At 58.4% G+C, this 25,374-nt stretch carries 22 protein-coding genes; 6 read left to right on the plus strand and 16 right to left on the minus strand.

What is annotated here, in order from left to right:
• Nucleotides 1–138: 138 nt before the first annotated feature.
• Complete coding sequence (gene katE / locus AAH446_RS02940) at nucleotides 139–2,403, plus strand: catalase HPII (RefSeq protein ID WP_342905223.1); 2,265 nt, start codon at nucleotides 139–141, stop codon at nucleotides 2,401–2,403.
• Between the two features lie 451 nt (nucleotides 2,404–2,854).
• Here katE and osmE read toward each other — a convergent pair whose 3' ends face one another.
• Nucleotides 2,855–3,190 (minus strand): osmotically-inducible lipoprotein OsmE, encoded by a 336-nt coding sequence (gene osmE / locus AAH446_RS02945; protein WP_342905224.1) that lies wholly within the window; start codon nucleotides 3,188–3,190, stop codon nucleotides 2,855–2,857.
• Between the two features lie 291 nt (nucleotides 3,191–3,481).
• On the opposite strand from osmE, the gene AAH446_RS02950 reads away from it, so the two are divergent.
• The 4 genes from AAH446_RS02950 (at nucleotide 3,482) to cho (ending at nucleotide 7,189) form a co-directional block, all read left to right on the plus strand.
• Entirely contained in the window at nucleotides 3,482–4,063 is a 582-nt protein-coding gene (locus AAH446_RS02950; RefSeq protein ID WP_342905225.1) for a TetR/AcrR family transcriptional regulator, read from the plus strand.
• Nucleotides 4,060–5,253 (plus strand): multidrug effflux MFS transporter, encoded by a 1,194-nt coding sequence (locus tag AAH446_RS02955; protein ID WP_342905226.1) that lies wholly within the window; start codon nucleotides 4,060–4,062, stop codon nucleotides 5,251–5,253. The genes AAH446_RS02950 and AAH446_RS02955 overlap by 4 nt, the downstream gene beginning before the upstream one ends.
• 121 nt (nucleotides 5,254–5,374) lie before the next feature.
• Nucleotides 5,375–6,202: an ammonia-dependent NAD(+) synthetase gene (gene nadE / locus AAH446_RS02960; protein WP_342905227.1), complete on the plus strand. Its 828-nt coding sequence runs from the start codon at nucleotides 5,375–5,377 to the stop codon at nucleotides 6,200–6,202.
• Nucleotides 6,203–6,325: 123 nt separating this feature from the next.
• Nucleotides 6,326–7,189, plus strand: coding sequence for an excinuclease Cho (gene cho, locus AAH446_RS02965; protein ID WP_342905228.1), 864 nt, complete (start codon nucleotides 6,326–6,328; stop codon nucleotides 7,187–7,189).
• A gap of 72 nt (nucleotides 7,190–7,261) precedes the next feature.
• Here the strand turns inward: cho and spy are convergent, their stop codons facing one another.
• The 8 genes from spy to AAH446_RS03005 form a co-directional block, all read right to left on the minus strand.
• Nucleotides 7,262–7,750: an ATP-independent periplasmic protein-refolding chaperone Spy gene (gene spy / locus AAH446_RS02970; protein WP_342905229.1), complete on the minus strand. Its 489-nt coding sequence runs from the start codon at nucleotides 7,748–7,750 to the stop codon at nucleotides 7,262–7,264.
• Between the two features lie 313 nt (nucleotides 7,751–8,063).
• Nucleotides 8,064–9,056, minus strand: a complete 993-nt coding sequence (gene astE, locus AAH446_RS02975; RefSeq protein ID WP_342905230.1) for a succinylglutamate desuccinylase — start codon at nucleotides 9,054–9,056, stop codon at nucleotides 8,064–8,066.
• Nucleotides 9,057–9,136: 80 nt separating this feature from the next.
• Nucleotides 9,137–10,465, minus strand: coding sequence for an N-succinylarginine dihydrolase (gene astB / locus AAH446_RS02980; RefSeq protein WP_342905231.1), 1,329 nt, complete (start codon nucleotides 10,463–10,465; stop codon nucleotides 9,137–9,139).
• Complete coding sequence (gene astD, locus AAH446_RS02985; protein ID WP_342905232.1) at nucleotides 10,462–11,931, minus strand: succinylglutamate-semialdehyde dehydrogenase; 1,470 nt, start codon at nucleotides 11,929–11,931, stop codon at nucleotides 10,462–10,464. Before astD ends, astB begins: the two co-directional genes overlap by 4 nt.
• Nucleotides 11,928–12,959 (minus strand): arginine N-succinyltransferase, encoded by a 1,032-nt coding sequence (astA, locus tag AAH446_RS02990; protein ID WP_342905233.1) that lies wholly within the window; start codon nucleotides 12,957–12,959, stop codon nucleotides 11,928–11,930. Before astA ends, astD begins: the two co-directional genes overlap by 4 nt.
• Complete coding sequence (locus tag AAH446_RS02995; protein WP_342905234.1) at nucleotides 12,956–14,176, minus strand: aspartate aminotransferase family protein; 1,221 nt, start codon at nucleotides 14,174–14,176, stop codon at nucleotides 12,956–12,958. Before AAH446_RS02995 ends, astA begins: the two co-directional genes overlap by 4 nt.
• A 452-nt stretch (nucleotides 14,177–14,628) precedes the next feature.
• Nucleotides 14,629–15,534: a bestrophin family protein gene (locus tag AAH446_RS03000; protein WP_342905235.1), complete on the minus strand. Its 906-nt coding sequence runs from the start codon at nucleotides 15,532–15,534 to the stop codon at nucleotides 14,629–14,631.
• Between the two features lie 117 nt (nucleotides 15,535–15,651).
• Nucleotides 15,652–17,112, minus strand: a complete 1,461-nt coding sequence (locus AAH446_RS03005; RefSeq protein WP_463322763.1) for a YchO/YchP family invasin — start codon at nucleotides 17,110–17,112, stop codon at nucleotides 15,652–15,654.
• 225 nt (nucleotides 17,113–17,337) lie between these two features.
• Here AAH446_RS03005 and AAH446_RS03010 point away from each other — a divergent pair, with 225 nt between their 5' ends.
• Nucleotides 17,338–17,892, plus strand: a complete 555-nt coding sequence (locus AAH446_RS03010; protein ID WP_342905236.1) for a YbhB/YbcL family Raf kinase inhibitor-like protein — start codon at nucleotides 17,338–17,340, stop codon at nucleotides 17,890–17,892.
• 5 nt (nucleotides 17,893–17,897) lie between these two features.
• Here AAH446_RS03010 and AAH446_RS03015 read toward each other — a convergent pair whose 3' ends face one another.
• From AAH446_RS03015 to AAH446_RS03045, 7 genes are all read right to left on the minus strand, one after another.
• Complete coding sequence (locus AAH446_RS03015; protein WP_342905237.1) at nucleotides 17,898–18,695, minus strand: SDR family oxidoreductase; 798 nt, start codon at nucleotides 18,693–18,695, stop codon at nucleotides 17,898–17,900.
• A 10-nt stretch (nucleotides 18,696–18,705) separates the two neighbouring features.
• Entirely contained in the window at nucleotides 18,706–20,220 is a 1,515-nt protein-coding gene (locus AAH446_RS03020) for an FGGY family carbohydrate kinase (RefSeq protein WP_342905238.1), read from the minus strand.
• A complete protein-coding gene (locus AAH446_RS03025) occupies nucleotides 20,213–21,280 on the minus strand; it encodes an ABC transporter permease (RefSeq protein ID WP_342905239.1) in 1,068 nt (355 codons plus the stop codon). Before AAH446_RS03025 ends, AAH446_RS03020 begins: the two co-directional genes overlap by 8 nt.
• Before the next feature lie 44 nt (nucleotides 21,281–21,324).
• Nucleotides 21,325–22,875, minus strand: a complete 1,551-nt coding sequence (locus AAH446_RS03030) for a sugar ABC transporter ATP-binding protein (RefSeq protein WP_342905798.1) — start codon at nucleotides 22,873–22,875, stop codon at nucleotides 21,325–21,327.
• Complete coding sequence (locus AAH446_RS03035; protein ID WP_342905240.1) at nucleotides 22,862–23,497, minus strand: DUF2291 family protein; 636 nt, start codon at nucleotides 23,495–23,497, stop codon at nucleotides 22,862–22,864. The genes AAH446_RS03030 and AAH446_RS03035 overlap by 14 nt, the downstream gene beginning before the upstream one ends.
• Nucleotides 23,498–23,552: 55 nt before the next feature.
• Nucleotides 23,553–24,488 (minus strand): D-ribose ABC transporter substrate-binding protein, encoded by a 936-nt coding sequence (locus AAH446_RS03040; protein ID WP_342905241.1) that lies wholly within the window; start codon nucleotides 24,486–24,488, stop codon nucleotides 23,553–23,555.
• An 80-nt stretch (nucleotides 24,489–24,568) separates the two neighbouring features.
• Nucleotides 24,569–25,366 carry a GolD/DthD family dehydrogenase gene (locus tag AAH446_RS03045; RefSeq protein ID WP_342905242.1) on the minus strand — a complete coding sequence of 266 codons (798 nt, stop codon included), beginning with the start codon at nucleotides 25,364–25,366 and terminating at the stop codon, nucleotides 24,569–24,571.
• Nucleotides 25,367–25,374: the final 8 nt, after the last annotated feature.

Here is a 25,374-nt window from a genome sequence, read left to right on the forward strand (position 1 = left end):
CCTCTTTTTTGCCCCTCCCGTCATGAATCCTCTTAATTTTAACCTCAACCTGCACTTACCCCTGCACTTTTCAGGCGTACTGGCCTGACTGTTCTATAGTTATTGCAATCGTAGAACGACTATCAGGAGCAAGTGAAGATGTCGAAAGAAACTGACAATAAGGAACTGAGCCATAACGCCCCCTCCACCGGACCGGAATCGGCCAAGCCCGGACTCGATTCGCTCGCGCCGGCAGATGGCTCACACAAACCTTCCTCTGAACCCACGCCGCCCGGAAAAGAGCCTACCGCACCCGGTAGCCTGAAATCTCCGCAAACGCACAACGCCAAACTTGATGCGCTCGACACCTTCCGCAAGGGCGGTGAGAATTTCCCACTGACGACCAATCAGGGGACACGCATTGCCGATGACCAGAACTCACTGAAAGCCGGCACCCGCGGCCCGACGCTGCTGGAAGATTTTATCCTGCGTGAGAAAATCACCCACTTTGACCACGAGCGTATTCCGGAACGCATTGTGCACGCCCGCGGATCGGCAGCCCATGGCTATTTCCAGCCCTATCGCGATATGAGCCACCTCACTAAAGCGGATTTTCTGCGCAGCCCTGAGCAGCAGACGCCGGTTTTTGTGCGCTTCTCCACCGTCCAGGGCGGCGCAGGCTCGGCGGACACGGTTCGTGACATTCGTGGCTTCGCCACCAAGTTTTATACCGATGAAGGCGTGTTTGACCTTGTCGGAAATAATACGCCGGTCTTCTTTATTCAGGATGCCCACAAGTTCCCGGACTTCGTGCATGCCGTTAAGCCTGAGCCACACAACGAAATCCCTCAGGGCCAGAGCGCCCACGACACCTTCTGGGATTACGTCTCGCTCCAGCCGGAAACGCTGCATAACGTGATATGGGCCATGTCCGATCGCGGCATTCCGCGCAGCTATCGCACCATGGAAGGTTTCGGCATCCACACCTTCCGCTTTATCAATGCTGAAGGTAAAGCCACCTTCGTCCGCTTCCACTGGAAGCCGGTTGCAGGCAAAGCTTCCCTGCTCTGGGATGAGTCGCAAAAGCTGACGGGACGCGATCCCGATTTTCACCGTCGTGACCTGTGGGAAGCGATCGAAGCGGGGGATTTCCCGGAATATGAACTGGGTGTACAGCTGATCCCGGAAGAGGACGAATTCAAATTTGATTTCGATCTGCTGGATGCCACCAAACTCATTCCTGAGGAGCTGGTGCCGGTTGAGCTGATTGGTAAGATGGTGCTGAACCGTAATCCGGATAACTTCTTTGCCGAAACCGAGCAGGTAGCCTTCCATCCGGGCCATATCGTGCCGGGAATGGATTTTACCAACGATCCGCTGTTACAGGGCCGCCTGTTCTCCTATACCGATACGCAGATCAGCCGCCTTGGCGGGCCTAATTTCCATGAAATCCCGATTAACCGCCCGGTTTGCCCTTACCATAACTTCCAGCGTCAGGGCATGCACCGGATGGATATCGACACCAATCCGGCTAACTATGAGCCGAATTCCATCAATGATAATTGGCCTCGTGAAACGCCTCCTTCCCCGCATCGCGGCGGATTTGAGAGCTATCAGGAGCGTATTGAAGGGCATAAGGTGCGCGAGCGCAGCCCTTCATTCGGCGAATATTATTCCCAGCCGCGCCTGTTCTGGAACAGCCAGACGCCGGTTGAGCAGCAGCACATCATTGACGCCTTCTCTTTTGAGCTGAGCAAAGTGGCCCGCGCCTATATTCGCGAGCGCGTGGTGGATCATCTGGTGCATATCGACGTATCGCTCGCCAACGGCGTGGCGGAAAATCTGGGCATCGCCCTGTCGGACGAGAAAATGCATACCGCGCCGCCGAAGGATGTAAACGGCCTGAAAAAGGATGCCAGCCTGAGCCTGTACGCGATCCCAAGCGGTTCCATCAAGGGACGCCAGGTCGCCCTGCTGCTCAGTGACGGGGTTGTGGCGGCGGATGTCCTCGCTATCCTGCAAGAGCTTAAGGCGCAGGGCGTGCACGCCAAGCTGCTGGCGAAGCATATGGGTCAGGTCCGCGCGGATGACGGTTCGGATCTGCCCATTGACGCCACCTTCAGCGGGCTGCCTTCGCTGACTTTCGATGCGGTCATCGTACCGGACGGCAATATAGATGCCCTGCTGCTGAACGGCGACGCCTGCTACTTCCTGCTGGAAGCCTACAAGCACCTTAAGGTGATTGGTCTGAGTGGCGATGCGCGACGCTTTAAGCCGCAGTTTGGCCTGGGCGACAGCGATCGTGAAGAAGGCATCGTGGAAGACAGCAAGGCGGAAGGCGTGCTGATGAGCGAATTCCTTTCCGCCATGGGCGCGCACCGGATCTGGTCACGCAGCCAGAAGGCGCTAAGCGTCCCGGCATAACCCTTCTTGCGGGTTGAGCCATTAAGGTGTGGCAGAGCAGGTTTAGCTGCCACACCTTTCACCATAAAAGGCCATCACCCCCTCCTCACCGCAAATCGCATCAAACTTCCCGCCCGATTCTGTCACCTGTCTCACTCTCTTACTATTGCAATAACAGGTATCGACCTTCCTTCTCAATAGGTAAAACGGTACGTGATAAATGCTGCGACTTTATAAATCCCACAGCGCAGGAGCCGTTAACATGGCAGTGAGGCATAGTGAAGACTTGAAGGAAGATTACTCTGGGACGTTAATAAAGGAATTACTCTTACGGGGAAACAGAATGGTGATTATCAGGCGTGGGGATTATCCGGATGGGCGACACAAAAGAGAATGAAAAGGAAAAACAGTAAAAAACCCGCCGGCGCATGCGCTGACGGGTTCTGATAATAACGTCGTTACTGCTGGCAGATTACTGAGCGGCCTGCGGATCGGTATCGTAGTCTTTACAGCTCTGGAAGCCGTAGTTCATCACGCGACCCGTATCGCTGTAGCTGACGAAATAGGTCTGAGCCTTGCCGTCGCGCTCACCCAGAACGTAGGTCTGGCAGGTGCCGCGGGCATGAACCATGGTTACTTCGGTGGAGGCCGGGCCGGCGATTTCACGCACCTGCTCACGGGTCATGCCTTTTTTCACATCCTGCACGACGGGTTTGGTCACGTAGCTTTCAGCACGATCGTATGCAGTACAGCCAGACAATACGGCCAGCGCCACCGCAGCACCAAGAAATCCTGTTACTTTATTCATGTTTTTATTCCTCATTGATTGTCCATGTGGCGTTAAGCCTGGAACATAAGTGGCAATTATTCAACTTTGTAACGAAAAAATTCCTTTACCAACATCCACTTTAAGACTTTTTACGCATTTACGGACAGGTCAGCGGCCATGCGTGCTCAGGCCGGCATCTGCGCTGCCGCACGAAAAACGCTTTTCATTTTCCGTCGCCGCTTTATACTGCGCGCATTGAGAATGAACGTTCACTCTCAGTTTTTTACCCCGCGAAGAGTACGCGGCATGTCGCGTAATAAGGTGAGGATTATGACGTCTAACGAAGCCCGGGATGCCAGGCACCAACAGCGTCAGGATGAGATTATCCGCGCGGCCAGGCGCTGCTTTCGCCGGGAAGGTTTTCACGGTGCCAGCATGGCGCGGCTGGCTGAAGAGGCTCGCCTGAGCGTGGGCCAGATCTATCGCTACTTTATCAACAAAGAAGCGATTATCGAGGAGATCGTCAGGCGCATTATTGATGCCCGCCTGGTTCACATGGAAGAGGCCGCGTCCACCGCCAACCTGCCACGACTGCTGGCCTCGCGCACGCTGCATCCTGAAGAGGATGACGCCCTGATGCTGGAGGTGGCCGCAGAAGCCACCCGCAATCCGGTGGTGGCCCGTATGCTGGTCGATGCCGACGAGCGTATGTTTACCCGGGCCTGCCTCAACGTTAAAAAAGCGCATCCTGCGCTCAGTGATGAACGCGTCAGGACCGGCGTGGAGCTGCTTGCCGCGCTGATTGAAGGCACCTCATTTCGCCGGCTGGCGCCGCAGAAAGCGTCGCCAGATCAGCTTTGCACCCTTTACCAACAACTTATCGAACAACTTTTTAAGACAGAGGATTCATGACACCTGCACAACCTGTCCGCTTTGGTTATGCCATTACGCTCGGTCTGCTTGCCGCGCTTGGCCCGCTATGCATCGACCTGTACCTGCCCGCCCTGCCGGGACTCGCTCAGGATCTCAATACGCCCACCGCTACCGCGCAGCTCAGTCTGACGGCGGGGCTGCTGGGACTGGGACTCGGCCAGCTTATCTTCGGCCCGATGAGCGATAAGTTTGGCCGTATTAATCCCCTGCTGCTTTCGCTGTTCCTGCTGCTGATCGCCTCCGTCGGTTGCGCAATGGCGCAGGACATTAACCAGCTGCTGCTGGCACGCCTGTTCCAGGGCCTGTCAGGCGCGGGCGGTGCTGTATTATCGCGGGCGATTGCGCGTGATATGTACAGCGGGCACGATCTGACCCGTTTCTTCGCCCTTCTGATGCTGGTCAACGGTCTGGCCCCCATCGCCGCGCCGGTGATGGGCGGCGCGCTGATGGCAGTGCTCGACTGGCGCGGTCTGTTTATGGTGATTGCGGTCATTGCCGTACTGCTGTTTGTGCTGTCCCGGCTTAAGCTTCATGAAACGCTGCCGCCGGAACGGCGCAGCAAAGGCTCCGTGTTGTCCGCATGGGCGGCGCTGGGCCAGATCGTGATACATCGCCCCTTTATGGGTTTCTGCCTCACCCAGGGCTTTATGATGTCCGGGATGTTTGCCTACATTGGCGCCTCACCCTTTGTTTTGCAGGAGATTTACAGCCTGTCGCCCCAGGCGTTCAGCTTCTGCTTTGCGGCCAACGGCATCGGGCTTATCCTGGCCTCGCAGATTAGCGCCAGACTCAGTCCGCTCTGGGGTGAATATCGGGTACTTAAAGGCGCGCTGACGCTGGCATTCGTCTCCTCCGGCAGCCTGCTGATTGCGGGACTGACCGGCGCGGCGCTACCGGTTGTGCTGGTCACCCTCTTCTTCAGCGTGGCCAGCAATGGGGCGGTTGGGGTTGCCGCCGCTTCGCTTGCGATGCAGAGCCAGGGCCACCGGGCGGGCAGCGCCTCGGCGGTGATGGGCGTGACGATGTTTACGCTTGGCGGCATCGCCGTGCCGATTACCGGCATTGGCGGCACCTCGGTACTGACGATGACCCTGACTATCTTTGGCTGCTATATGCTGGCGATCGCGATGTTTGCCCTGCTGGCAAAAAAACCGGAACAGGCTGAATAAGCGTTAAAGGCGCGCGAACAGCTTGATTGAAACTTGTTGTTTGCCGCCAGGCGCGTTAGTTTTAATGCAGAGGTTTTCGCCCCTGCCGCCTGCAACAGGCGCTGAATCTGAGGAGAGGTAAATGGCACTGCAACAGGAAATTATCGACGCGCTGGGCGTTAAGCCCACGATTGACGTCAGCCAGGAAATCCGTACCAGCGTTGATTTTTTAAAGGCCTATCTTAAAAAGCATTCCTTTATCCGCTCGCTGGTACTGGGTATCAGCGGCGGGCAGGATTCGACCCTGGCCGGTAAGCTCAGCCAGATGGCTATCAGCGAACTGCGCGAAGAGACAGGTAATGCCGATTATCAGTTTATTGCTGTCCGCCTGCCCCACGGCGTACAGGCTGATGAACAGGATTGTCAGGATGCGCTGGATTTCATCAAGGCTGACCGCGTGCTGACCGTGAATATCAAAGAAGCGGTGCTGGCCAGCGAGAAAGCGCTGCGGGAAGCCGGAGTGGAACTTTCTGATTTCGTTCGCGGTAACGAAAAGGCCCGTGAGCGCATGAAGGCGCAGTACAGCATCGCCGGTATGACCTCGGGCCTGGTGGTGGGTACCGATCACGCCGCTGAGGCGGTAACCGGCTTCTTCACCAAATATGGCGACGGCGGAACCGACATTAACCCGCTCTTCCGCCTGAACAAAGGCCAGGGGAAGCAGCTGCTGAAAGCGCTGGGTTGTCCTGAACATCTCTACCTTAAGCATCCTACAGCAGATCTCGAAGATGATCGGCCAGGCCTTCAGGACGAAGTGGCGCTTGGCGTAACCTACGAGATGATTGACCAGTACTTGGAAGGGAAAACGGTTGATGAATCTGCGGCAAAGGTGATCGAAGGCTGGTATCTGAAGACGGAACACAAACGCCGTCCGCCGGTAACCGTTTTTGATGATTTCTGGAAAAGATAATCGCTTTTTATGAATCCGGGGCGGCGCTGGCCGCCCTTTTTTGGCGCTCAGATTTACGGCGGCGCTTTTTTATCCAGCACGCCCCTGTTACACTGTATAAGTAAACAGTAACCGGAGTGCAAAGTGGTCAGACGCGTCGTCTCTCATCGCCTGGAATTTGAACCGGCGGCAATCTATCAGTATCCCGAACATCTTCGCCCCTCGCTGGAAGGGCTTCCCGCTCTGCCTGGCGTCTATATTTTTCACGGTGAGAGCGAAACCATGCCGCTCTATATCGGAAAAAGCGTGAATCTGCGCAGCCGGGTAATGTCGCATTTCCGTACGGCCGATGAAGCAAAAATGCTGCGTCAGGCCAGGCACGTGACCTGGATCTCCACCGCGGGCGATCTGGGCGCGCTGCTGCTGGAAGCGCAGATGATCAAAGTGCAGCAGCCGCTGTTCAATAAGCGACTGCGTAAAAACCGCCAGCTCTGTTCCCTGCATATCAGCCAGCATAAGCCCAGCGTGGTATTTGCCAAAGAGGTGGATTTTTCCCATACGCCGAATCTGTTTGGCCTCTACGCCAGCCGCCGGGCGGCGCTGGAAAAGCTGCAGACCATCGCGGATGAGGAGCGTCTTTGCCTGGGGCTGCTGGGGCTGGAGAGCCTGAGTAAAAACCGCGCCTGCTTCCGGGCAAGCCTGGGACGCTGCGCCGGAGCCTGCTGCGGCAGAGAACCGCTTGAGGATCACCACCAGCGCCTGATGGATGCCCTTGAGCGCGTCAGGGTAATGTGCTGGCCGTGGGAAGGCGCGGTTGGGGTGGTGGAAGAAGGGGTAAGCCAGACGCAGATCCATGTGATCAATAACTGGTTCTATCTCGGGTCCGTCAGCGATCTGGCGGAAGCGCGCCATCTGACCTCCACGCCAAAGGGTTTTGACAGCGACGGTTATAAAATCCTCTGCAAACCTGTGCTTAGCGGAAAATATCCCATCGTCCCACTTTACTGAACCGCAAAAAACCGCCGGCGCTGCCCGGGACTCCCTGAGCAGCGCCGGCGGTTTCAGCCGGTGCCTTAAGCCTTACTCGCCGGCGTGCATCATTTCACCTTTGTGATGCGGTTTTTCAGTCAGGCGCTTTTCAAAGTTCTCGTTAAACTGTTTTTTCTGCTCCGCCGTAAGCACGTTATAGAGCTTATTCTGCGTTTCCATCATTTTCAGGGCCCGCGTTTTGCCTTCTGTACTCATCCGGGTGGCCTGAGCTTCAGCTTTGGATGCGTCGAAGCTGTCAGAGGCGATGACGTCGTGCATAGCGCGGCGCTCTTCCAGTGAGGGGCGCTTCATATCTTTATGGGCGTTATCCATAATGGTGCGCATCTGCTGTTTCTGCGCGTCGGTCAGGTTCAGTCCCTTGAACATACCGTGCATCCCACCGTGACGCGGTGGCTTATGCATGGCAGATTTCTCTGCGCCGGCTGGTGGAGGGGTAATGTTATCCGCCGCCGCATGAACAATGTTCGCCGCACCCATAGCCAGAGTCATAGCCACAACAAGAGAAGTTAATTTACGCATAATCATGTCCTTACTGTTTATTTCAGTAGCGACGTTTTGTCGCGATGTCGAAAACAAGTTTATTGTGTTCAACGTCAATTACTCAGAGGGTGAGTAAAGCCCTGAAAGCATAAAAGACAAAATGCGGTCAATCATGGAGAGAATGCGAAGAATAGCGTGAGGAAATGCTAGTAAATATGAATTTGAAGGGATTAATGCAGGAATTATGGAGGAGTGTAATGCAGGGAGCAGGCTTGGGGAAGGAAATTGTCAGTCCGGAGAATACGGGAACTGCCGTATTTCTACGGCAGGTGTGAACAGCGACCTCAGAGGGTCAGCTCAGCGCCTCATTATGCTGATTATCCTCTACCAGCATCAGTCCGGCGCGCTGGCCTGTCGCCACGGCTGGATTGGGAAACAGCACATATTCTCTGGCCTGCTGGACGAAATAGCGTTTACTGCCATCTTCAGCCAGCAGCGTTCCCTGAGGGAAAGCGGTAAAGTTCAGGGTCTCTGCACTCATATGCAGTTGAAACGCCTCCGAACCGCGCGTTATTTGCTGCGACACGCGATAACGCTGCGGCGCGCCGGCAGGTTCAGGCAGCGGCCTGCCGGAGAGCATTGCGGCCAGCGCGTCGCGCGCCGCTGAAAACTGGCTGAGATCGTTGGTGCCAAACGGCTGCGCCTTGCCCAGCTCCAGCGTGCAGCTTGCCGCCTGGAAATGCTGCGAGCTGTAATGGGTGAAGGTGCCGCCCGGCGCGCGGTGGAAAACCAGCGCCTCCAGTCCGGCGGCGGTAAGCCACTGTAAGAATTCCTCTGGCCAGGGCGTGTCGCGCTGCGGCAGTACGCCAAAACGGCTATGGTAAGAGCCGCGGATCGCCGTATGCAGATCAAGATGCCAGCGAACTTCCTCACTATCCCCCGCCTGCCAGAAGGTTTCCAGCGCCTGCTCCAGCCGCCAGGCGCGGCGGGCCTCAGAGCAGTCTTCGTGCTGCTGCCAGCGGCCGCCAAACAGCCGGTTCACGTCGATGTTGCGATAGCGCTTATTCTCACGCAGCGCGGCAGGATTGCCAAAAATCACTAACAGACGCGGTACCAGCGGCTGCGTTCCCGCAAGCAGCTCGCTGACCAGCGCGTTTAGGATCTCCACGGGCGCAGTTTCATTGCCGTGGATCCCTGCTGAGACTACCACCGCCTGCGCGCTGCACGCGTGCGGGGTCATCTCGAGGATCCCCTCATCCAGCCACTGCCAGTTCAGATGCGCGGTGCTGCCGGAGAGGGAGGTGGGCTTTCCGCCGCTGAGGGTGAGCTTAAGTAAATCCTGCATGCTTTCTCCTTGATGCGGATGCGTTACCCTGTATGGCGTCAAGCCAGCGTCAGGGGCCGTCAGGCGCTTTTTATCCGTCGCTATTGCTGAAACGGATAAACATTCCCTAAGTTTAGCAGCTTAGTCAGCTCATCCAGCGCTTCCCGTCCCTCAGTCAGCAGTTGCGGGTCCGCCAGGTCGTGCTGAGAGAGGCGGTCGCGATAGTGTTTTTCCACCCAGTCATTCAACGTCACGAACAGGCTGTCATTCATTATTACCGCAGGATTGACCGCCGCCAGTTCAGCCTCGTTCAGCACCACACGCAGCCGCAGGCAGGCTGGCCCACCTCCGTTACACATGCTTTCACGCAGATCGAATACCTTCAGTTCGTCTATTGGCCCACCGCTTTCGACCAGATTGCAGAGGTAGCGCCACACGCCAGCATGTTTACGCGCTTCCTCCGGCAGAACCAGCAGCATTTTGCCACCGGGCTTGCTGAGCAGCTGGCTGTTAAAGAGGTAGGTCGACACTGCGTCCGCCACGCTTACCTGGTTATCGGGCACCTCAACGAGGGTAAAGCCCGGCACTTTCGAAGAAAGCGTTTTCACTAACTCAGCCCGATCGAGAAAGGCAAGCTCATGACAGAACAGGACCTGCTGATTACTGACGGCAATCACGTCGTTATGAAACACACCCTGATCGATCACCGCCGGGTTTTGCTGGGCAAAGATAACGCGATCGGCATCAAGCTGGTTAAGCCTTACCACGGCCTCACTGGCCTCCAGCGACTGACGAGCCGGATAGCGCGCCGGGATCAACCCGCTCTGGCGATCTTCGCGCCCGTAAATAAACAGTTGTACGCCCGGCTCACCGTGCTGGCGGCAGAAACGGTTATGGTTAGCCGCGCCTTCATCACCAAATAGCGCAACCTGAGGCAGCGCCTCATGGACGGTAAAATGGTGCGGGTTGTGGAAAATTGCCCGCAGCAGCGCTGTCGTTGTGGGCGCTTCCGACGCGCGATGAAATTTATTGTTCAGATTGGCGACCGTAAGATGAACACGTCCATCAGCGCTGTCGGCGGACGGCGAAACGGTGGCGGCATTCGCCACCCACATGGCTGACGCCGAGCTGGCGGCTGAAAGCAGCTGCGGCGCCTGTCGGGCCGCTTTTTCCACTACCTGAGCATCCGTACCGCTGAAACCAATCTGCCGCAGCGCGGCCACGTTGGGCCGTTCATGGGGTGGAATAACGCCCTGCACGTAACCGAGATCGGCCAGCGCTTTCATCTTCATCAGCCCCTGCTGAGCGGCCAGCTTCGGATTAGAGAGCTGATGCTGATGACGGGTTGAGGCTTCGTTACCGTACGACAGACCGGCGTAGTGGTGCGTCAGGCCAGGCAGCCCGTCAAAGTTAACCTCACGCGCGCTCACTGCTCGCCTCCTGCTGGAGTGAAGTCCAGCCCTGGAGAAAGCGTGGCCGGCAGGGAAAGGCTGGAGGAAGCCAGGGAGGCCATCGGCCATGCGCAGTAGTCTGCGGCGTAGAACGCGCTGGCGCGGTGATTTCCCGAGGCGCCAATACCGCCGAACGGCGCGGTGCTCGCCGCGCCGGTAAGCGGTTTATTCCAGTTGACGATGCCCGCCCTGGCCTCGATCAGCAGACGATCAAACAGCTCCGACTGCATGGAGATCAGCCCGCAGGAGAGGCCGTAGCGGGTCGCATTGGCAAGACGCAACGCCTCGTCAAAATCGTCATAGCGTATCACCGTCAGCAGCGGACCAAATACTTCTTCATCCGGCACATTGCGCAGGTGGGTGACGTCAATAATACCGGGCGTCAGCAGCGCGCTGTTTCGCTCAGGCCAGCGCATCGGCAGCAGCACTTTACCGCCGGCGTCCACCCTCGCCTGCCATTCGCCGTAGATATGTTCGGCCGCCTGAAGAGAGATCACGCTACCCATAAACGGCTGCGGTTCATCGTCCCAGCGCCCGGTGCGGATCTTACCTGCCACCTCCACCAGCCTTGCCAGGAAAGCGTCACCTGCGGCTCCGCGCTTAACCAGCAACCGGCGGGCACAGGTACAGCGCTGGCCGGCGGTGATAAAGGCCGACTGCACCGCAATGTTGACCGCCGCATCGACATCCTCAAAATCTTCGACGATCAATGCGTTATTGCCGCCCATTTCCAGCGCCAGCATCTTCTCCGGCTGGCCGGCAAACTGCCGGTGCAGCTGATAGCCGGTGTTGGCGCTGCCGGTAAAGAGCAGGCCGTCAATCTCTGCATGCTGCGCCAGCAACTGTCCGCTTGCGCGACCGCCCTGCACCATATTAAGCACGCCCTGCGGCAGCCCGGCGCTTAGCCAGAGCCGGACGGTCTTCTCAGCGGTCATGGGCGTCAGTTCACTCGGCTTAAACACCACCGTATTGCCTGCCAGCAGGGCTGGTACGATATGGCCGTTCGGCAGATGACCCGGAAAGTTATAGGGGCCAAACACCGCCATCACCCCGTGCGGACGGTGGCGCAGGGAAGTTTCACCTTCGCTGGTTTCACCCGTGCGCTTATGATAAGCCGTCACCGAGATCGCCACTTTATTGATCATCGCCTGCACTTCCGTCTGCGCTTCCCAGCGCGGCTTGCCGGTTTCACGGGCAATAGTGGCGGTCAGATCCGCTTTGTTTTCCTCCAGCAGTCCGGCGAATTTCTCCGCAATCTGCTGGCGCTCGCTGAACGGACGGCGGGCCCAGCCGGGGAAAGCCGCGCGGGCCGCTCCACACGCGGAGGCAACCTGACCGCTGCTGGCCGCGTTCCCCTGCCACAGCAGCTCCCCGCTAACCGGATCGCTTTTTGTGACACTGTCACCTGCGCCCGTGACCCATTGCCCGTTAATAGAGTGCGTCATGCTTTTTTCTCCTCACAATTCAGCGTTACCACACGCAGGGAATCACCTGGCGCGCAGCCTAAACTTTCAGCATCCGCCTGGCTGATAATCAGCGTGTCGGCCTGCGGATCGCCGTGCACAACGGCGGCGCGGAACGTCTCATAGCGCTCGTTGGCCACCAGGCAGAGCGGCAGCGTACTGTCCTGTTCGCCCGTCTCAAACTGTACCAGACGACTCTGGCGCACGGCGCGCACCTGGTCGATATCACACTCAAGGGTCGGGCCGCCGTCAAAAATGTCGATGTAATTCATATAGCGGAAACCTTCCGCCTCCAGCACGGCGCGCGCTGGCGATGTCTGCTCGTGCGTGGTGCCTATCACCGCCTTTGCTTCCTCCGACAGATAGTCGATATAGAGAGGATGCTTCGGCATCAGCTCGGCAATAAACGCCTTCTGTCCAGTACCGCACAGATGATCCGCCTCGCTAAAGGACATTGAGAAGAAACGGCTGCCCACGCTTTCCCAGAACGGCGAATGCCCCTGCTCATCGCTGACGCCGCGCATTTCCGCAACCAGTTTCTGAGTGAAGCGGTCGCGAAATGCCGCGATAAACAGAAAGCGGGATTTGGAGAGCAGATAGCCGTTCTTACCGTTGCGGTAGTCCGGATCGAGAAACAGCGTACAGAGTTCGCTGCTGCCGGTATGATCGTTACTGAGCGACAGCGTCGGCAGAATGTTATAAACGTTCAGCTCACGCGAGGCGTGAACCTGAGTACCAACGCGAAAATTATACCAGGGGTCCTGTAGCCCAACGGCCACCTCAATGGCGCAGATGCCAACGGCTTTGCCACTGTCGCTCTCCTCAAGCACAAACACATAGCCCTGCTCCGCCCGTGGCAGCTTGCCCTGCCAGGTCTGAATGGAGCGATCGATGCGCGCTGCCAGCGTTTCGCTGTCGACGGGCAGCGAGGTTAGCCCGCCGCCGGTTTTTTCAGCGAGGGCCATCAGCTGCGCAAGATCGTCACGCTCAACGGGACGGATAACCATCATGCGCCCGCTCCTTCAGTCACTGCCCGGCAGGCAAGCTCAAAGCGCGCCAGACCCTCCCGGATTTCGGCTTCGCTGATAATCAGCGATGGCGCAAAGCGGATCACGCTGGCTCCCGCAATCAGCACCATCAGTCCCTCTTTCGCCGCTGCCTGACTGAAGGCTTTGGACTGGCCGCTGTAATCCTGATTCAGCACGCAGCCGATCAGCAGGCCCAGCCCGCGGATTTCGCTGAAAAGATGCAGCCGCTGATTAATCGCGTTCAGTTCTTCAACGAACCAGCGATGGCGTTCTGCCACGCCCTCCAGCACTTCGGGGCGGTTAATCAGTTCCATTACTTTACCGCCCACGGCGCCTGCCAGCGGGTTCCCGCCGTAGGTGGTGCCATGAGTGCCCACGCTGAGCGCGCTGGCATATTTTTCGGTGGTGAGCATGGCGCCGACCGGGAAGCCGCCGCCCAGCGCTTTGGCGGTTGACAGTACATCAGGCGTCACGCCGTAGTGCATATAGGCATAAAGCGAACCGGTGCGGCCCACGCCGCTCTGCACCTCATCAAAAATCAGCAGGGCCTGATGCTTATCGCAAAGCTCACGCAGGCCGCGCAGGAACTCTGGCTCAGCGGGCACCACGCCCCCTTCGCCCTGAATGGGTTCCACGATCACGGCGCAGGTGCTGTCGTTGATCAGCGCGGCCGCCGAGGCGAGATCGTTATAAACGGCATGGTGAATATCGGCCGGGAGCGGCGCAAAATCGGCAGAATAGGCAGGCTGCCCGCCGGCGGAGACGGTGAAAAGCGTGCGGCCATGAAAAGCATTTTTAAACGCCACGATGCCGCTTTTCCCTGTCCCGCTGCGATCGTGCGCCACTTTGCGGGCCAGCTTCAGCGCTGCCTCATTGGCTTCCGCGCCGGAGTTGCAGAAAAAAACGCGGTCGGCGAAGGTGGCGTCGATCAGCTGCTTCGCCAGCTTCAGGATAGGCTGGTTGGTGTAGCCATTTCCGGTATGCCAGAGCAGGGCAGCCTGCTCTGCCAGCGCCTGTTGCAGTTCCGGATGGGCATGTCCCAGCGCGTTGACGGCAATGCCGCCGGCAAAGTCGATGTAGCTCTTACCCTGTTCATCCCAGAGCGTGGACCCTTCCGCCCTGACGGGAATAAAGCTGGCGGGCGCGTAGGTCGGAACGATCCAACGGTCAAAATCTTCGCGGGTGACTTCTGATTGCATGACGGCCTCTCTGGACTGCGCGCTGGCAGGTGAAATTTACGTTTTAATTATGTTAATGAAATGATTCATCTCGCCCTCACTGTAAGTTGCAGAGTTCATGCCAGCCAGCGATAAAACTGCATAAATGCTAAACAGCCACACAATATCAATAACTTAACACACAACGTTATTCATAATTAATGCATAAATAGTGAATAATAATGACGAAGCGCCACTCTTCCCGCATAAAAAAGAGAAGAATTATGCAAAGATAAAATAAAATATCGCTTTTGTGATCGCAGCCGGGATTAGGTGTTAAAAAGAGGCAAATCCTGCACCCTTTTTGCGCAGCTTCCCCAAAAGTGGTCAGCCTGAAAGGCGCGGATTTTGCGAATTTTGCGGGTCTAAGGGGGCTGGCGGGGCTGGCGAAGGATACGACGGCGCCCCCTTTTCAGGAGACGCCTTTTTCCTGCTCAGGTCAGACGATACCAGGCATCCGGGACGGGCGTGGCAGGCAAACCGGGCTGGTTAGTCATCTCCAGCAGGTTGATTTCAATATTGGTGCACATGGCGTCCATCGGCAGGTGATTATTCGCATAGCCAAACGGCATCTCCAGCTCTTCTGCCAGCGTATCCAGCGAGAGGAAGCTGTAGGCGATAAACACCGAGACCAGCGGCGTCATGTAGTGCAGATCCGGCACCAGGGCAAAAGGCAGTAGCGTACAGAAGAGATAGACGGTGCGGTGCAGCAGCAGTCCGTAGGCGAACGGAAGCGGCATACTGGCCAGGCGCTCGCAGCCTCCAAGCACCAGTGAAAGCTGATGGATACTGCTATCCAGCTGGGCATACACGACGTCCGACACCGCCCCGCTACGCCGCTGTTCGCTGAGCCAGCGGGAGATTTTCATCTCAATCGCGTTGGTTGGCGCACGAAGACGCAGAATTTCCTCCGCCTCGTCCCCCAGATAGCGTTGCAGATCCGCCCTCGGGTCGGTATGGCGCAGCTGGTGCTTCAGGCTGTGGCAGAACGCCATAAGTAGCGCGGTAATGCGAGGCCCGCTGGCGGGAGAGATGGCATCAACCTGCCGCAGAATAGTGCGGCAGGCAATCAGCAGCCCGCCCCACAGCTGCCGCGCCTCGGTAAAGCGCGCATAGCAGACGCTGTTGCGAAAGCCGAGGAAGATGGCGATGGAAACCCCGAGCAGGCTGAAGGGTGCCAGCGTCAGCCTGATGCCCAGCGTTTCATACCACTCCAGAGAAAAAATGGCGACGACGGACATCAGCAAATTCAGGCTGAGGCGGAACAGAATGCCGGACAGCACAGAGCCGTGCCAGGCAAACAGGCGGATAAACCAGTGGCGATGCGGTCGGACGATCATGATAGGCAGGCAAGTCAATTTTTTGCCGATTCTGGCAAATTCCGCCGCCGCTTCCCAGCACTATTTTGTGAGTTTAATCACATTTATTTTCTGACCCCATCTTGACAGCCTGCGGCCTTATCTGCTGGTAAGCGGCGCCATCAGATTGTACTGAGGGCTGCTACCCGGCGACAGGCTCACCGGCGGGGCCAGCTTCAGCGTGATCCAGTTCGAGGTGACCCGCTGATCCCTGTCGTCCTCCAGCGTGACCGAAAGGCGGTATTCGTTACTGGCTTCCGGCGAACTGTCCCAGGCGGGGATAATGATGCTCCATCCCCGGGGGCTGGTATTGTCGGGCGGCGGCGTCAGGCTTAGCGCCTGCGTATCGCCCTGCCAGCTAATCGCCTTAATGGGATTGGCGTTATAGATTTGCAACTTCAGCGGCAGCGTCTCTCCCGGCTGCACCTGCCACGGCGGCGTGGCAAGAAATACCGAGAGCGTCTTGCGCTGGCGAAATTCCATTACCGGCGTGTTGCTGCGGGCCACCGCGTCGTAGCGGCTACCGCTCAGCGAGTGTGCCGCCGCGACGTTCTGCGCCGAGAGCTGCTTACTCAGCGCCACGCCGATCCGGTAGTTCATTTTCAGACCAACCTGATCCTGCGTCTCGCCGGTATCCGCCGTTTTGTGCGACGCGGTCAGGGTAAAGAGAGGGACGGGCGTATAGCTCACGCCCAGCTTGACGGCAGAAGGATTGGTCGCCGTTGTGCCGCTGTGAAAGAGATCCACCTCTTTACCCAGGTACTGTTCATAGCTGAGCGAAATACCGAGCTGACGGTAAAACGGCAGATAACCCTGAGTGGTAATGTCATAACCGCGCGCCATGCGCATCTGTGAGGTGTGCGTCCGGTCACGCCAGCCTGAGAGCGGCTGATAGTAGTTGGCGGAAAACCGCAGGTAATCTCCCCACGCTTCTGCCCCCAGCGAACCGCGCTGCTGGTCTGACTCAAGCAGGCTGTCGATAAACCCGTTATAGCCCAGCCGCCAGTCCCCCACCAGCCAGCGCTGCCCGAGTCCGGCATTGCCCACCAGACCATTGTCAGTCTGTTCAAGCCCTAACTGACTGAAGGTCAGATACTGGTAGTTATCCTGCCAGGGCGTGATCAGCTGTGCGGTGGTGCCGTTGAAACTCCCTTCAGCATCGACCATCAGGGAAAGATCGGCACGGCCATAAGGCGAGAGTAGCTGTAACGCTTCATCTTCAGCCCGGCGCGTCGCCTCGTCGCGAAACTGCGTAAACGCCCACTGGCTGGCCTGTTCGCCCAGCGAAATATCGTCGTCGCTGTTCATGCTGGCTTCGCCGATGCTTTTCATCGCCTCTGCGATGCGTTTTTCCAGCGCTTGCGCCGCCGCATCGCTGTCGCTGCCTAACTCAGGCAGCTGACTCTGTAACTTACTGAAGCGGGCTGGATCGTCGAAAGGGGCATCCGCAACGGTCGTTTGCGTGGTCAGCGCGAAGGCGGATCGCGGACCGGGCAGCACCATAATCAGGGCCACCAGCAGCGCGGAAGTTGCGGGAGAGAGGGCGTTTAGTCTGCTCATAACCTCATAACGTGCCGTCAGGCAATCTGTTTTTTAACTGAAAACGTAAGGTGTCTCACAAAATTAGCGAAAGGTTACCTTAGCATAATTCCGGCTATGAGAAACAACCCGTAACGGCGAGAAGAGACTGATGAGTTGCTTAATCCGGCTGCATGATGGCGGCCTGGCGAAGAGATAAGTTATCGGCCAGGCTGTTTGCAGGCCATTTTACAAAAGGGTTATCCGATGAAGAAAACGCTGCTCTCTGTTTCTCTGCTGTTGAGCCTTGCCGCTGCGGCAGAAGCGGCTACGCCGCCGTTTACGCTCAGCTCCCCCGATTTTAACGATAATGCTCTGCTCGACAAAAAGTTTGCCGGTAATGCCGCAGGGAAAGCGGCCTGTACCGGGGAAAATATTTCTCCAGCGCTAAGCTGGGAGAACCCCCCGGCCAAAACGCAAAGTTATGTACTGATCATGGATGATCTGGTGGGTGCGAAAGGTTTGGGCGTGAACCATATGGTCGCATATAACATTCCTGCCAGCCGCACCCAGTTTGCCCAGAGCGATTTGAGCGACGGTACAGGCTATACCGGCGGCACGAACACGCCCGGCACCCTGCGCTATTATGGTCCCTGCCCGCCCGCAGGCAGCGGCGCTCACCACTACAACTTCACGCTGATCGCGACCGATCTCCCGACGAACGTCCTGGAGCGCGGCCTGACCAGAGAGGCGCTGCTGAGCCGTCTGAAAGGCCATGCACTGGGCGCCGCCGGGCTGGTTGGCCGCTTCGGCAATGAGTGATCGCCTCAGGACATAATCAAACCGCCATCCACATTAATGGTCTGTCCGGTGATGTAGCGTGCATCATCGGACGCCAGGAAAGCGACGAGTCCGGCCACGTCCTGCGGCTGCCCTGCCCGTTTGAGCGGGATACCCTCAACCCACTCCGCCATCAGCTCCCCCTTACCATACTGCTTGCGTTCGCTGCTGAGGATCTCACCCCATTTGCTGTCGTTATAGTCCCACATTTCGCTTTCGATAATGCCCGGACAGAAGGCGTTGACGGTGATATTCCAGGGCGCCAGCTCATGCGCCAGGCTCTGGGTAATGCCGATCACCCCCATTTTGCTGGCGGCATAGTGCGGCGTGTAGATAAATCCCTGACGTCCCTGGCCTGAAGAGGTATTGATCAGGCTGCCCGAACGCTGCTTCACCATCTGCTTCGCGGCTTCACGACAGCAGAGCCAGACGCCGGTGGTGTTGACGGCCAGCACCTTTTCAAAGTCCGCCTTTGGCATTTTGTCGAATGCCGCAATGGTGATCACGCCCGCATTCTGGATCGAAACATCGATAGTGCCAAAGCGTGCCGCTGCCTGCGCATAGAGATCAGCAACCTCGGTCTCATTCGTCACATCAACCTGAAGCGGCAGAATCTCGCCGCCAGCTTCCGCGCTCAGCCGCTCTGCCGTGGCAAAGACGCGTTCATCGTTCGATACCATCACCAGATTGGCACCGTCACGGGCGAAGCGCTCTGCGATACCCGCGCCAATGCCACGACAGGCACCGGTGATTACCACGGTTTTTCCCTGAAAATTACGGTTCATACTTTTCTCCTTAACGGGACGGATTGGCAGGCTGCCAGAGCGTGCGGCCGACCGCCTCGCGCCAGCCCTGCCAGGATTGCTGGCACTGCTGATGCCGGTCTTCATCCGGCTGCCAGATCTCATGTTCCGGCAGCAGCAGCCGGAGTTGATCGTCACTGAGCTGTTCTGCGGCGCGGCGGGCCAGCAGTCCTGCGCCCAGCGCGGAAAGTTCAGGTGTCGTGCTGCGGGCGACGGGACAGCCCAGCAGATCGGCCTGAAACTGCATCAGCCAGGGATTCTGCGTCGGGCCGCCGTCGACCATCAGCGTCTGAAGATGAAAGTCGGGATGCTGGCGCATCGCGCTGATAACGTCGGCTATCTGATAGGCGACCGCCTCCAGCGCAGCGCGGATCAGGTGGGCAGGCGTGACGCCCCGGCTCAGTCCGCAGATCACGCCGCGGGCCCGATCGTCCCACCAGGGCGCCCCGGTCCCGGTCAGCGCCGGCACAAAATAGACGCCCAGCGTGGAGTCAATACTGGCGGGCAACTCATGCAGCGCGCGCGAAAGTACCTCTCCTTTGCCGTCCGTCAGGCCGGTTGCCTGCGCCATCCAGGCGACGCCGTCGCCGGTATGGGGGATATTGCCCTCCAGCCCGTAAAGGATCCGGCTGCCATCATGCCAGGCGACGGTGGTCGCCAGCTGAGTGATGCTGGTGTCGGGCGTCACCAGCGGGGCCATCACCGAGGAGCCCGTGCCATAGGTCGCCTTAATGCCGCCGGGCGCGCCCAGGCCGTGGCCGTAAAGCGCCGCGTGAGAATCGCCGATCATCGCCATCACCGGCAGCCCATCGGGGATCCCTTCCAGGCCCGAGGTAGTGCCAAACAGGCCGCAGGAGGGAGAGATATCCGGCAGCGCCGCGCGGGGCAGCCCAAACAGCGCCAGCATTCCCGCATCCCAGTCCCCGGTTCGCAGGTTCAGCAGTTGGGTACGCGCCGCGTTGGAGGTGTCGCAGCGGAACTGCCGGCCGCCGGTAAACTGCCACAGCAGCCAGGCATCAATAGTGCCCAGGCAGATGTCGCCGTTCGCCGCCCTTTCCACGCCATTTTCGACGCTCTCCAGCAGCCAGCGCATTTTCGAGGCGGAAAACAGCGGCGCAACGGGCAGCCCGGTCACCTCACGGATCAAGGGTTCCTGTTCTTCGCGGCGGAGCCGGTCGCAAAAATCCGCCGTCCGCGAGCATTGCCAGGTGAGCGCCGGCGCGAGCGGTTTGCCCCCGGCCCGCGTCCATCCCATCACCGTTTCGCGCTGGTTGCTGATAGCCAGCGCCGCCACGCGGTTTTCGCCCACCGCCTGTATCACTTCCCGCATCACGGTAAGCGACATCTCCAGCAGCAGCATGCCATCCTGCTCCACCCAGCCCGGCTGCGGCGTGCTGACCGTCAGCGGACGCGACGCTTTGGCCACCACCCGGCCACGGGCGTCAATCGCCACCGCCTTAACATTACTGGTGCCTTCATCCAGCGCCACGATCACTTCTCTAGCCATGGGTGACCTCAGAGAGCGGCGCGGCCGCCTGCTTTTTTTCATGACGACGCATCAACACCACCTTGCTCTGTAAGCGCTGCTGGAACTGGTCAATCACCACGGCGGTCACGATCACCAGCCCTTTGATCACCATCTGCCAGAAATCACTGACGCCCATCATCACCATGCCGTCAGCAAGAAACACAATCACGAAGGCGCCAATGATCGAACCGGAAACGCGCCCGCGTCCCCCTGCCAGCGCCGTTCCGCCCAGCACCGTCGCCCCAATGGCGTCCATTTCGAACATATTCCCGGTCATCGGGTGCGCGGTTTGCAGCTGTGACGCGACCACCAGCCCGACCAGCGCCGCGCACAGGCCGGAGAAGGCATAGACGAAGACTTTTACCTTTACGATGGGCACGCCGGCCAGACGCGCCGCAGATTCGTTGCCGCCGCTGGCGTAGATATAGCGTCCCAGCGGCGTTTTCCGGGTGATGTAAAGCCCCAGCAGCAGAAAGGCGACCATCAGCCAGATCGGAATATAGATGCCCAGCAGCGTGCCGGAACCGAGAATGGCGAAGCCGGTATTGCCCAGCGGCGGCTCACCGACCAGGTTGGCATAGGTGCCGCCGTTGTTAAACAGCAGCGCCGCGCCGCGCGCCACATACATCATTCCCAGCGTGCAGATAAAGGGAGCCACACCCAGCCGCGTAATCACCGTGCCGTTAATCAAGCCCACCAGAATGCCGAAGATCGCGACGACCAGGATCACTTCAGGTACGTTCAGAAAGAGAATGTTGCCGCCCCAGATCGGAATGCCGCTGGTCAGCAGCGCTCCGGCGACCATGCCGCATATCCCCGCAACAGCACCGACGGAAAGATCGATGCCGCCGGTCAGGATCACCAGCGTCATGCCGATCGCCAGCAGCCCGGTAATCGCCACATGCTGGGTCATAATCAGCAGGTTGGAGGGCGTAAGGAAATTCGGCACCATTACGCTGAAGAAGCCGATCACGATAAGCAGCGCGATAAATGTGCGCGCCTTAAGCAGATACATATAGAGCAGGTATTTCTGGTTCATGGTGTGTTCCTCAACGTCCCTTGCGGGAGGGAGCCAATGCCTGATTAATCGTGTGGTGTGGAGGCGACGATAAGCTTTTCCCGGGTGGCTTCTGTCCGGCTGAGATCGGCGGTGATTTTGCCATCCGCCATCACCAGAACGCGGTCAGCCAGCGCCATAACCTCATCCAGTTCAGAGGAGGAGAACATCACGGCCAGCCCCTCACGCGCCATGGAACCGATCAGATGATAGACATCCGTCTTGGCGCCCACGTCGATGCCGCGGGTCGGCTCGTCCAGCAGGACCACTTCTGGCCGGGTCATCAGCGCCTTCCCCAGCACCACTTTCTGCTGGTTGCCGCCGCTTAACGAGGTGATGGGCAGCTCCGCGTCGCTGACTTTGATCGCCAGCCGCTGGATCATCTGCTCAACGCTCTGCTCTTCCTGCTGCGGCCGCAGCGGGTTCAGCGCCCGGCGGAACCCTTTCAGACTGAGATCGCTGAGGGTCATGTTGGTCCTGATCGACATCAGCTCGATCACCCCTTCGCCTTTCCGATCCTCCGGCACCAGCGCCAGCCCTTTTTTCAGCCGGTACTGGAAGCTACGGCCCGCCAGCGCCTCGCCGTTAAGGTTCACGCTGCCGCTCTGGCAATCCATCAGCCCGATCATGCCCTTAAAGAGTTCGGTACGCCCGGCGCCAAGCAAGCCATAAATGCCAATCACCTCGCCCTTACGCAGGCTGAACGAGATCTCATTCAGCTTATAGCCACCGTTCTGCGCCAGCGCGGTCAGGCCCTGTACCTCGAGCACCGTCTCGTGCTGTTCAGCCGCCTGATAGTCAAAATGCTTTTTCTTATCGCCCACCATCTGCTCAATGATCCAGGGCACGCTGGCGTCCCGTACTTCGCGCTCGCAGATAAAGCGCCCGTCCCGGAAAATCGTGATGTGATCGCCTATCTCCATCAGCTCTTCGAGGCGGTGAGAGATATAGATAATGGTGACACCGCGCCGCTTCAGCGCAGCGATAACGTTAAACAGAACTTTGACCTCAGACTGGCTGAGGGCGGACGTTGGCTCATCCATAATCAGCACGCGGGTGTCTTTTGAGAGCGCACGCGCAATCTCGACCAGCTGCTGGTGTCCGATGCCCAGTTCATTCAGCGCGGCGTAGGGATCGACGTCCAGCTCCAGCCGCTCCAGCAGCGCTCTGGCAAGCTGATACTGGTACTTCTCGTTAATTCTGCCGCGCTGAAAGAACTCGTTGCCGATAAAAATGTTGTCCATCACGTTCATGTTGGGAAAGAGGTTCAGCTCCTGGAAAATGATGCTGATGCCATGCTTCTCCGCCTGCTGGGTTGAGCCCAGCGTAACCGGCTCGCCATCCAGCAGGATCTGGCCCGACGAAGGCACCTCCACACCGGCCAGCAGTTTCATCATGGTGGACTTGCCCGCGCCATTCTCCCCAATCAGCACGTTGACCTGGTTGCGGTAAACGCGGTAGTTCACCTGATCAAGCGCGGTCACGCCCGGATAGATGCGCGATACGTTGCGCGTTTCGATAATGACTTCCGGCTGCTCGCTGGCCGGGTTCAGACGATCGACTTCATTGTGCGCCATCATCTCCTCCTCCCTGACGGACCACGCGCACTGGCGTGATATCTGGCGCACGCTGCGGCAGATCCCAGCTGCTGAAGACGCCGCTCACTTCCACGCGCTCGCCCACTTTCGGCTGCAGTTTTTTGACCTCGTCTGCGGCCAGCGTATTGATGGCTTTGCCGTAGTCGCCAAACAGCACCTGATCGTTGAAATCCTGGTAACTCACGCCCCGGTAGACATCACGCAGGGCAGTACCGCGAACGATGGGGCCGATCTGCACCCGTACCGTCTGGCCGTCGGCCTCTGTCAGCGTCATTTTTCCACTTCGCGAGGTGGTATTGACCGCCGAGACGGTGCCGCTCACCTTCACGCTGAAGACGCAGGGATTTTCAGCCTGGCTGCGGTAGCCCAGCTGCTGACAGGCGCTGTCGAAATCCTTCGCGGCCGCCAGCGCTTTCATCAGCTCACCGAGCGGCCTGGCCTCGTTCACCACCTGTGGGACGATTTTGCTGGCGTAAACGGCGCTGACATCGGCCATATGGGGGTTGGGTGGGTTTTTCAGCTCGGCCAGCTCCTGCTGCGACACGATGCGGCAGCCGCCGAGCAGTAACGCGGTCGTTGCCAGCCAGATTCGCCTGGTCATAACGCTTCTCCTTCGCGCCCCTTCAGGGGCGCGCCAGTGTCGTGATGGTGATACCTCAGGATTTGAAATTGAAGTCCTGAACCTTACCGGCGTTCTGCTGGTCGATCAGAATGCCGCGAAACATCACGCGCTGTTTTTCCGGGCTGGTGCCTTTCTGAATATAATTATCGAGATCGGTGACGCCCTGTGCGGCAATCGCCTGGGCCTGAAGCATAACGGTCGCCTTCAGCGAGCCCGCCTTAACCGCATCGCGCTCCTCGTTACTGCCGTCGATGCCGACCACAATCACGTCATCGCGTCCGGCAGCCTTCAGCGCGGCGATGGCGCCCAGCGCCACTGGCCCGTTGCCGCAGATCACCCCTTTGACGTCCGGATGCGCTTGCAGGATGCTGTCCATGATGCGCTTGCCGTCAATCAGCGTGCCTTTGGCGTCCTGCTTCGCGACGCTCTGCATATCGGGATACTGGTCAATGACCTGATGGAAAGATTTGGAGCGGGTGACGCAGTTATTGTCCGCCAGGTTGCAGGTAAGCTCGGCGTATTTCCCCTCTTCGCCCATTTTTTCGACGAAGACGTTTGCTACGTCGGAGCCAGCCTGGAAGTTGTTATGGGTGATCTGTGCCAGCGCCACGTCATCAACCGGGATTTCACGATTAATCAGCACCACCGGGATCCCGGCATCCTTCGCTTTTTGTATCGCCGCCACGCTGGCGGTGGAGTCGGCGTTGTCGAGAATAATTCCCTGAACCTTTTTGCCGATGGCGGCATCGATCAGCTCACTTTGCTTTTTCACGTCCTCACCGTGGGAAAGTACGGAAGTTTTGTAACCCAGCGCCTGTGCCCGCGTATTGGCTCCCTTGGCTTCGGAGGCGTAGTAGGGATTATCCAGCGAGTTTACCAGGATCATGATGGTGCCTTTCTCTGCGGCCAGCGCCGCCGGAGAAATCACGCAGGCTGTGGCAAGGGCTAACAACGTTAAACGGATTTTCATACGATGTTCTCTCTCTATTGTTATCAGTATTTTTGTAGGGTACGACACGAGCTGGAACACTATTTGTCTGAGATAAAGCCTTACCAGATGGTGAAACCGCCATCGATCATCAGGTCTGCGCCGGTGATCATGTCGCTACCGTTCCCGGCGAAAAAGAGCACGGCGGCGGCGATTTCATCGGTGTAGGCGAAGCGCCCCAGCGGAATGAGCTGCTTCATCGCCTCGCCCTTTTCGCCTCGCCAGGCCTTTTCGCCCATCGGCGTCAGCACTACCGTTGGCGACAGGGTATTCACGTTGATTTTGTGCGGCGCGAACTCCTTCGCCATCACTTTAGTCATGCCCAGCAGGCCCGCTTTGGCGGAGGTATAGGCGACGTGGTTATCGATGGCGATGGAGGCGGCCTGGGAGGCGATATTGATGATTTTCCCGCCCCGGCCCGCTTTCACCATCCGTTTCGCCACCGCCTGCGAGCAGAGGAAGGGGCCGGTCAGGTTAACCGCTACCTGCTTTTGCCACTCGCTGAAGTCGGTTTCCAGCACCGGTTGCAGCATCACGTAGCCCGCACAGTTCACCAGAATATCGATCTGACCATAGTGGGCTTCCACTGCGGATACGGCCTTTTCTACCGAGTCAGGATCGGTAACGTCGCATTCGAAAAACTGCACGCGATCGCGGTCAAACTGTCCGGCCACCTCCCCGACTTTATCCTGTTCAAAGGCGGGATAGAGCAGCGCCAGGCTCGCGCCTTTCGCCAGCAGCATCTCGTTGCTGGCCATCGCAATGCCGCCCAGGCCACCGGTCACAATCGCCACTTTGCCACTCAGATCCATGTTGATATCCACGCCATAGCGCAGATTGACGTCATATTCTTTACTCATCACTCTCT

Origin of the sequence: Erwinia psychrophila, assembly GCF_039023475.1 — a bacterium.
Taxonomy (GTDB): Bacteria; Pseudomonadota; Gammaproteobacteria; order Enterobacterales; family Enterobacteriaceae; genus Erwinia.

Excerpts from the sequence above, each read along its gene's own strand:
- katE (WP_342905223.1), top strand. The coding sequence starts at position 139 with ATGTCGAAAGAAACTGACAATAAGGAACTGAGCCATAACGCCCCCTCC.
- osmE (WP_342905224.1), bottom strand. The coding sequence starts at position 3,190 with ATGAATAAAGTAACAGGATTTCTTGGTGCTGCGGTGGCGCTGGCCGTA.
- AAH446_RS02950 (WP_342905225.1), top strand. The coding sequence starts at position 3,482 with ATGACGTCTAACGAAGCCCGGGATGCCAGGCACCAACAGCGTCAGGAT.
- AAH446_RS02955 (WP_342905226.1), top strand. The coding sequence starts at position 4,060 with ATGACACCTGCACAACCTGTCCGCTTTGGTTATGCCATTACGCTCGGT.
- nadE (WP_342905227.1), top strand. The coding sequence starts at position 5,375 with ATGGCACTGCAACAGGAAATTATCGACGCGCTGGGCGTTAAGCCCACG.
- spy (WP_342905229.1), bottom strand. The coding sequence starts at position 7,750 with ATGCGTAAATTAACTTCTCTTGTTGTGGCTATGACTCTGGCTATGGGT.
- astE (WP_342905230.1), bottom strand. The coding sequence starts at position 9,056 with ATGCAGGATTTACTTAAGCTCACCCTCAGCGGCGGAAAGCCCACCTCC.
- astD (WP_342905232.1), bottom strand. The coding sequence starts at position 11,931 with ATGACGCACTCTATTAACGGGCAATGGGTCACGGGCGCAGGTGACAGT.
- astA (WP_342905233.1), bottom strand. The coding sequence starts at position 12,959 with ATGATGGTTATCCGTCCCGTTGAGCGTGACGATCTTGCGCAGCTGATG.
- AAH446_RS02995 (WP_342905234.1), bottom strand. The coding sequence starts at position 14,176 with ATGCAATCAGAAGTCACCCGCGAAGATTTTGACCGTTGGATCGTTCCG.
- AAH446_RS03000 (WP_342905235.1), bottom strand. The coding sequence starts at position 15,534 with ATGATCGTCCGACCGCATCGCCACTGGTTTATCCGCCTGTTTGCCTGG.
- AAH446_RS03005 (WP_463322763.1), bottom strand. The coding sequence starts at position 17,112 with ATGAGCAGACTAAACGCCCTCTCTCCCGCAACTTCCGCGCTGCTGGTG.
- AAH446_RS03010 (WP_342905236.1), top strand. The coding sequence starts at position 17,338 with ATGAAGAAAACGCTGCTCTCTGTTTCTCTGCTGTTGAGCCTTGCCGCT.
- AAH446_RS03015 (WP_342905237.1), bottom strand. The coding sequence starts at position 18,695 with ATGAACCGTAATTTTCAGGGAAAAACCGTGGTAATCACCGGTGCCTGT.
- AAH446_RS03020 (WP_342905238.1), bottom strand. The coding sequence starts at position 20,220 with ATGGCTAGAGAAGTGATCGTGGCGCTGGATGAAGGCACCAGTAATGTT.
- AAH446_RS03025 (WP_342905239.1), bottom strand. The coding sequence starts at position 21,280 with ATGAACCAGAAATACCTGCTCTATATGTATCTGCTTAAGGCGCGCACA.
- AAH446_RS03030 (WP_342905798.1), bottom strand. The coding sequence starts at position 22,875 with ATGGCGCACAATGAAGTCGATCGTCTGAACCCGGCCAGCGAGCAGCCG.
- AAH446_RS03035 (WP_342905240.1), bottom strand. The coding sequence starts at position 23,497 with ATGACCAGGCGAATCTGGCTGGCAACGACCGCGTTACTGCTCGGCGGC.
- AAH446_RS03040 (WP_342905241.1), bottom strand. The coding sequence starts at position 24,488 with ATGAAAATCCGTTTAACGTTGTTAGCCCTTGCCACAGCCTGCGTGATT.
- AAH446_RS03045 (WP_342905242.1), bottom strand. The coding sequence starts at position 25,366 with ATGAGTAAAGAATATGACGTCAATCTGCGCTATGGCGTGGATATCAAC.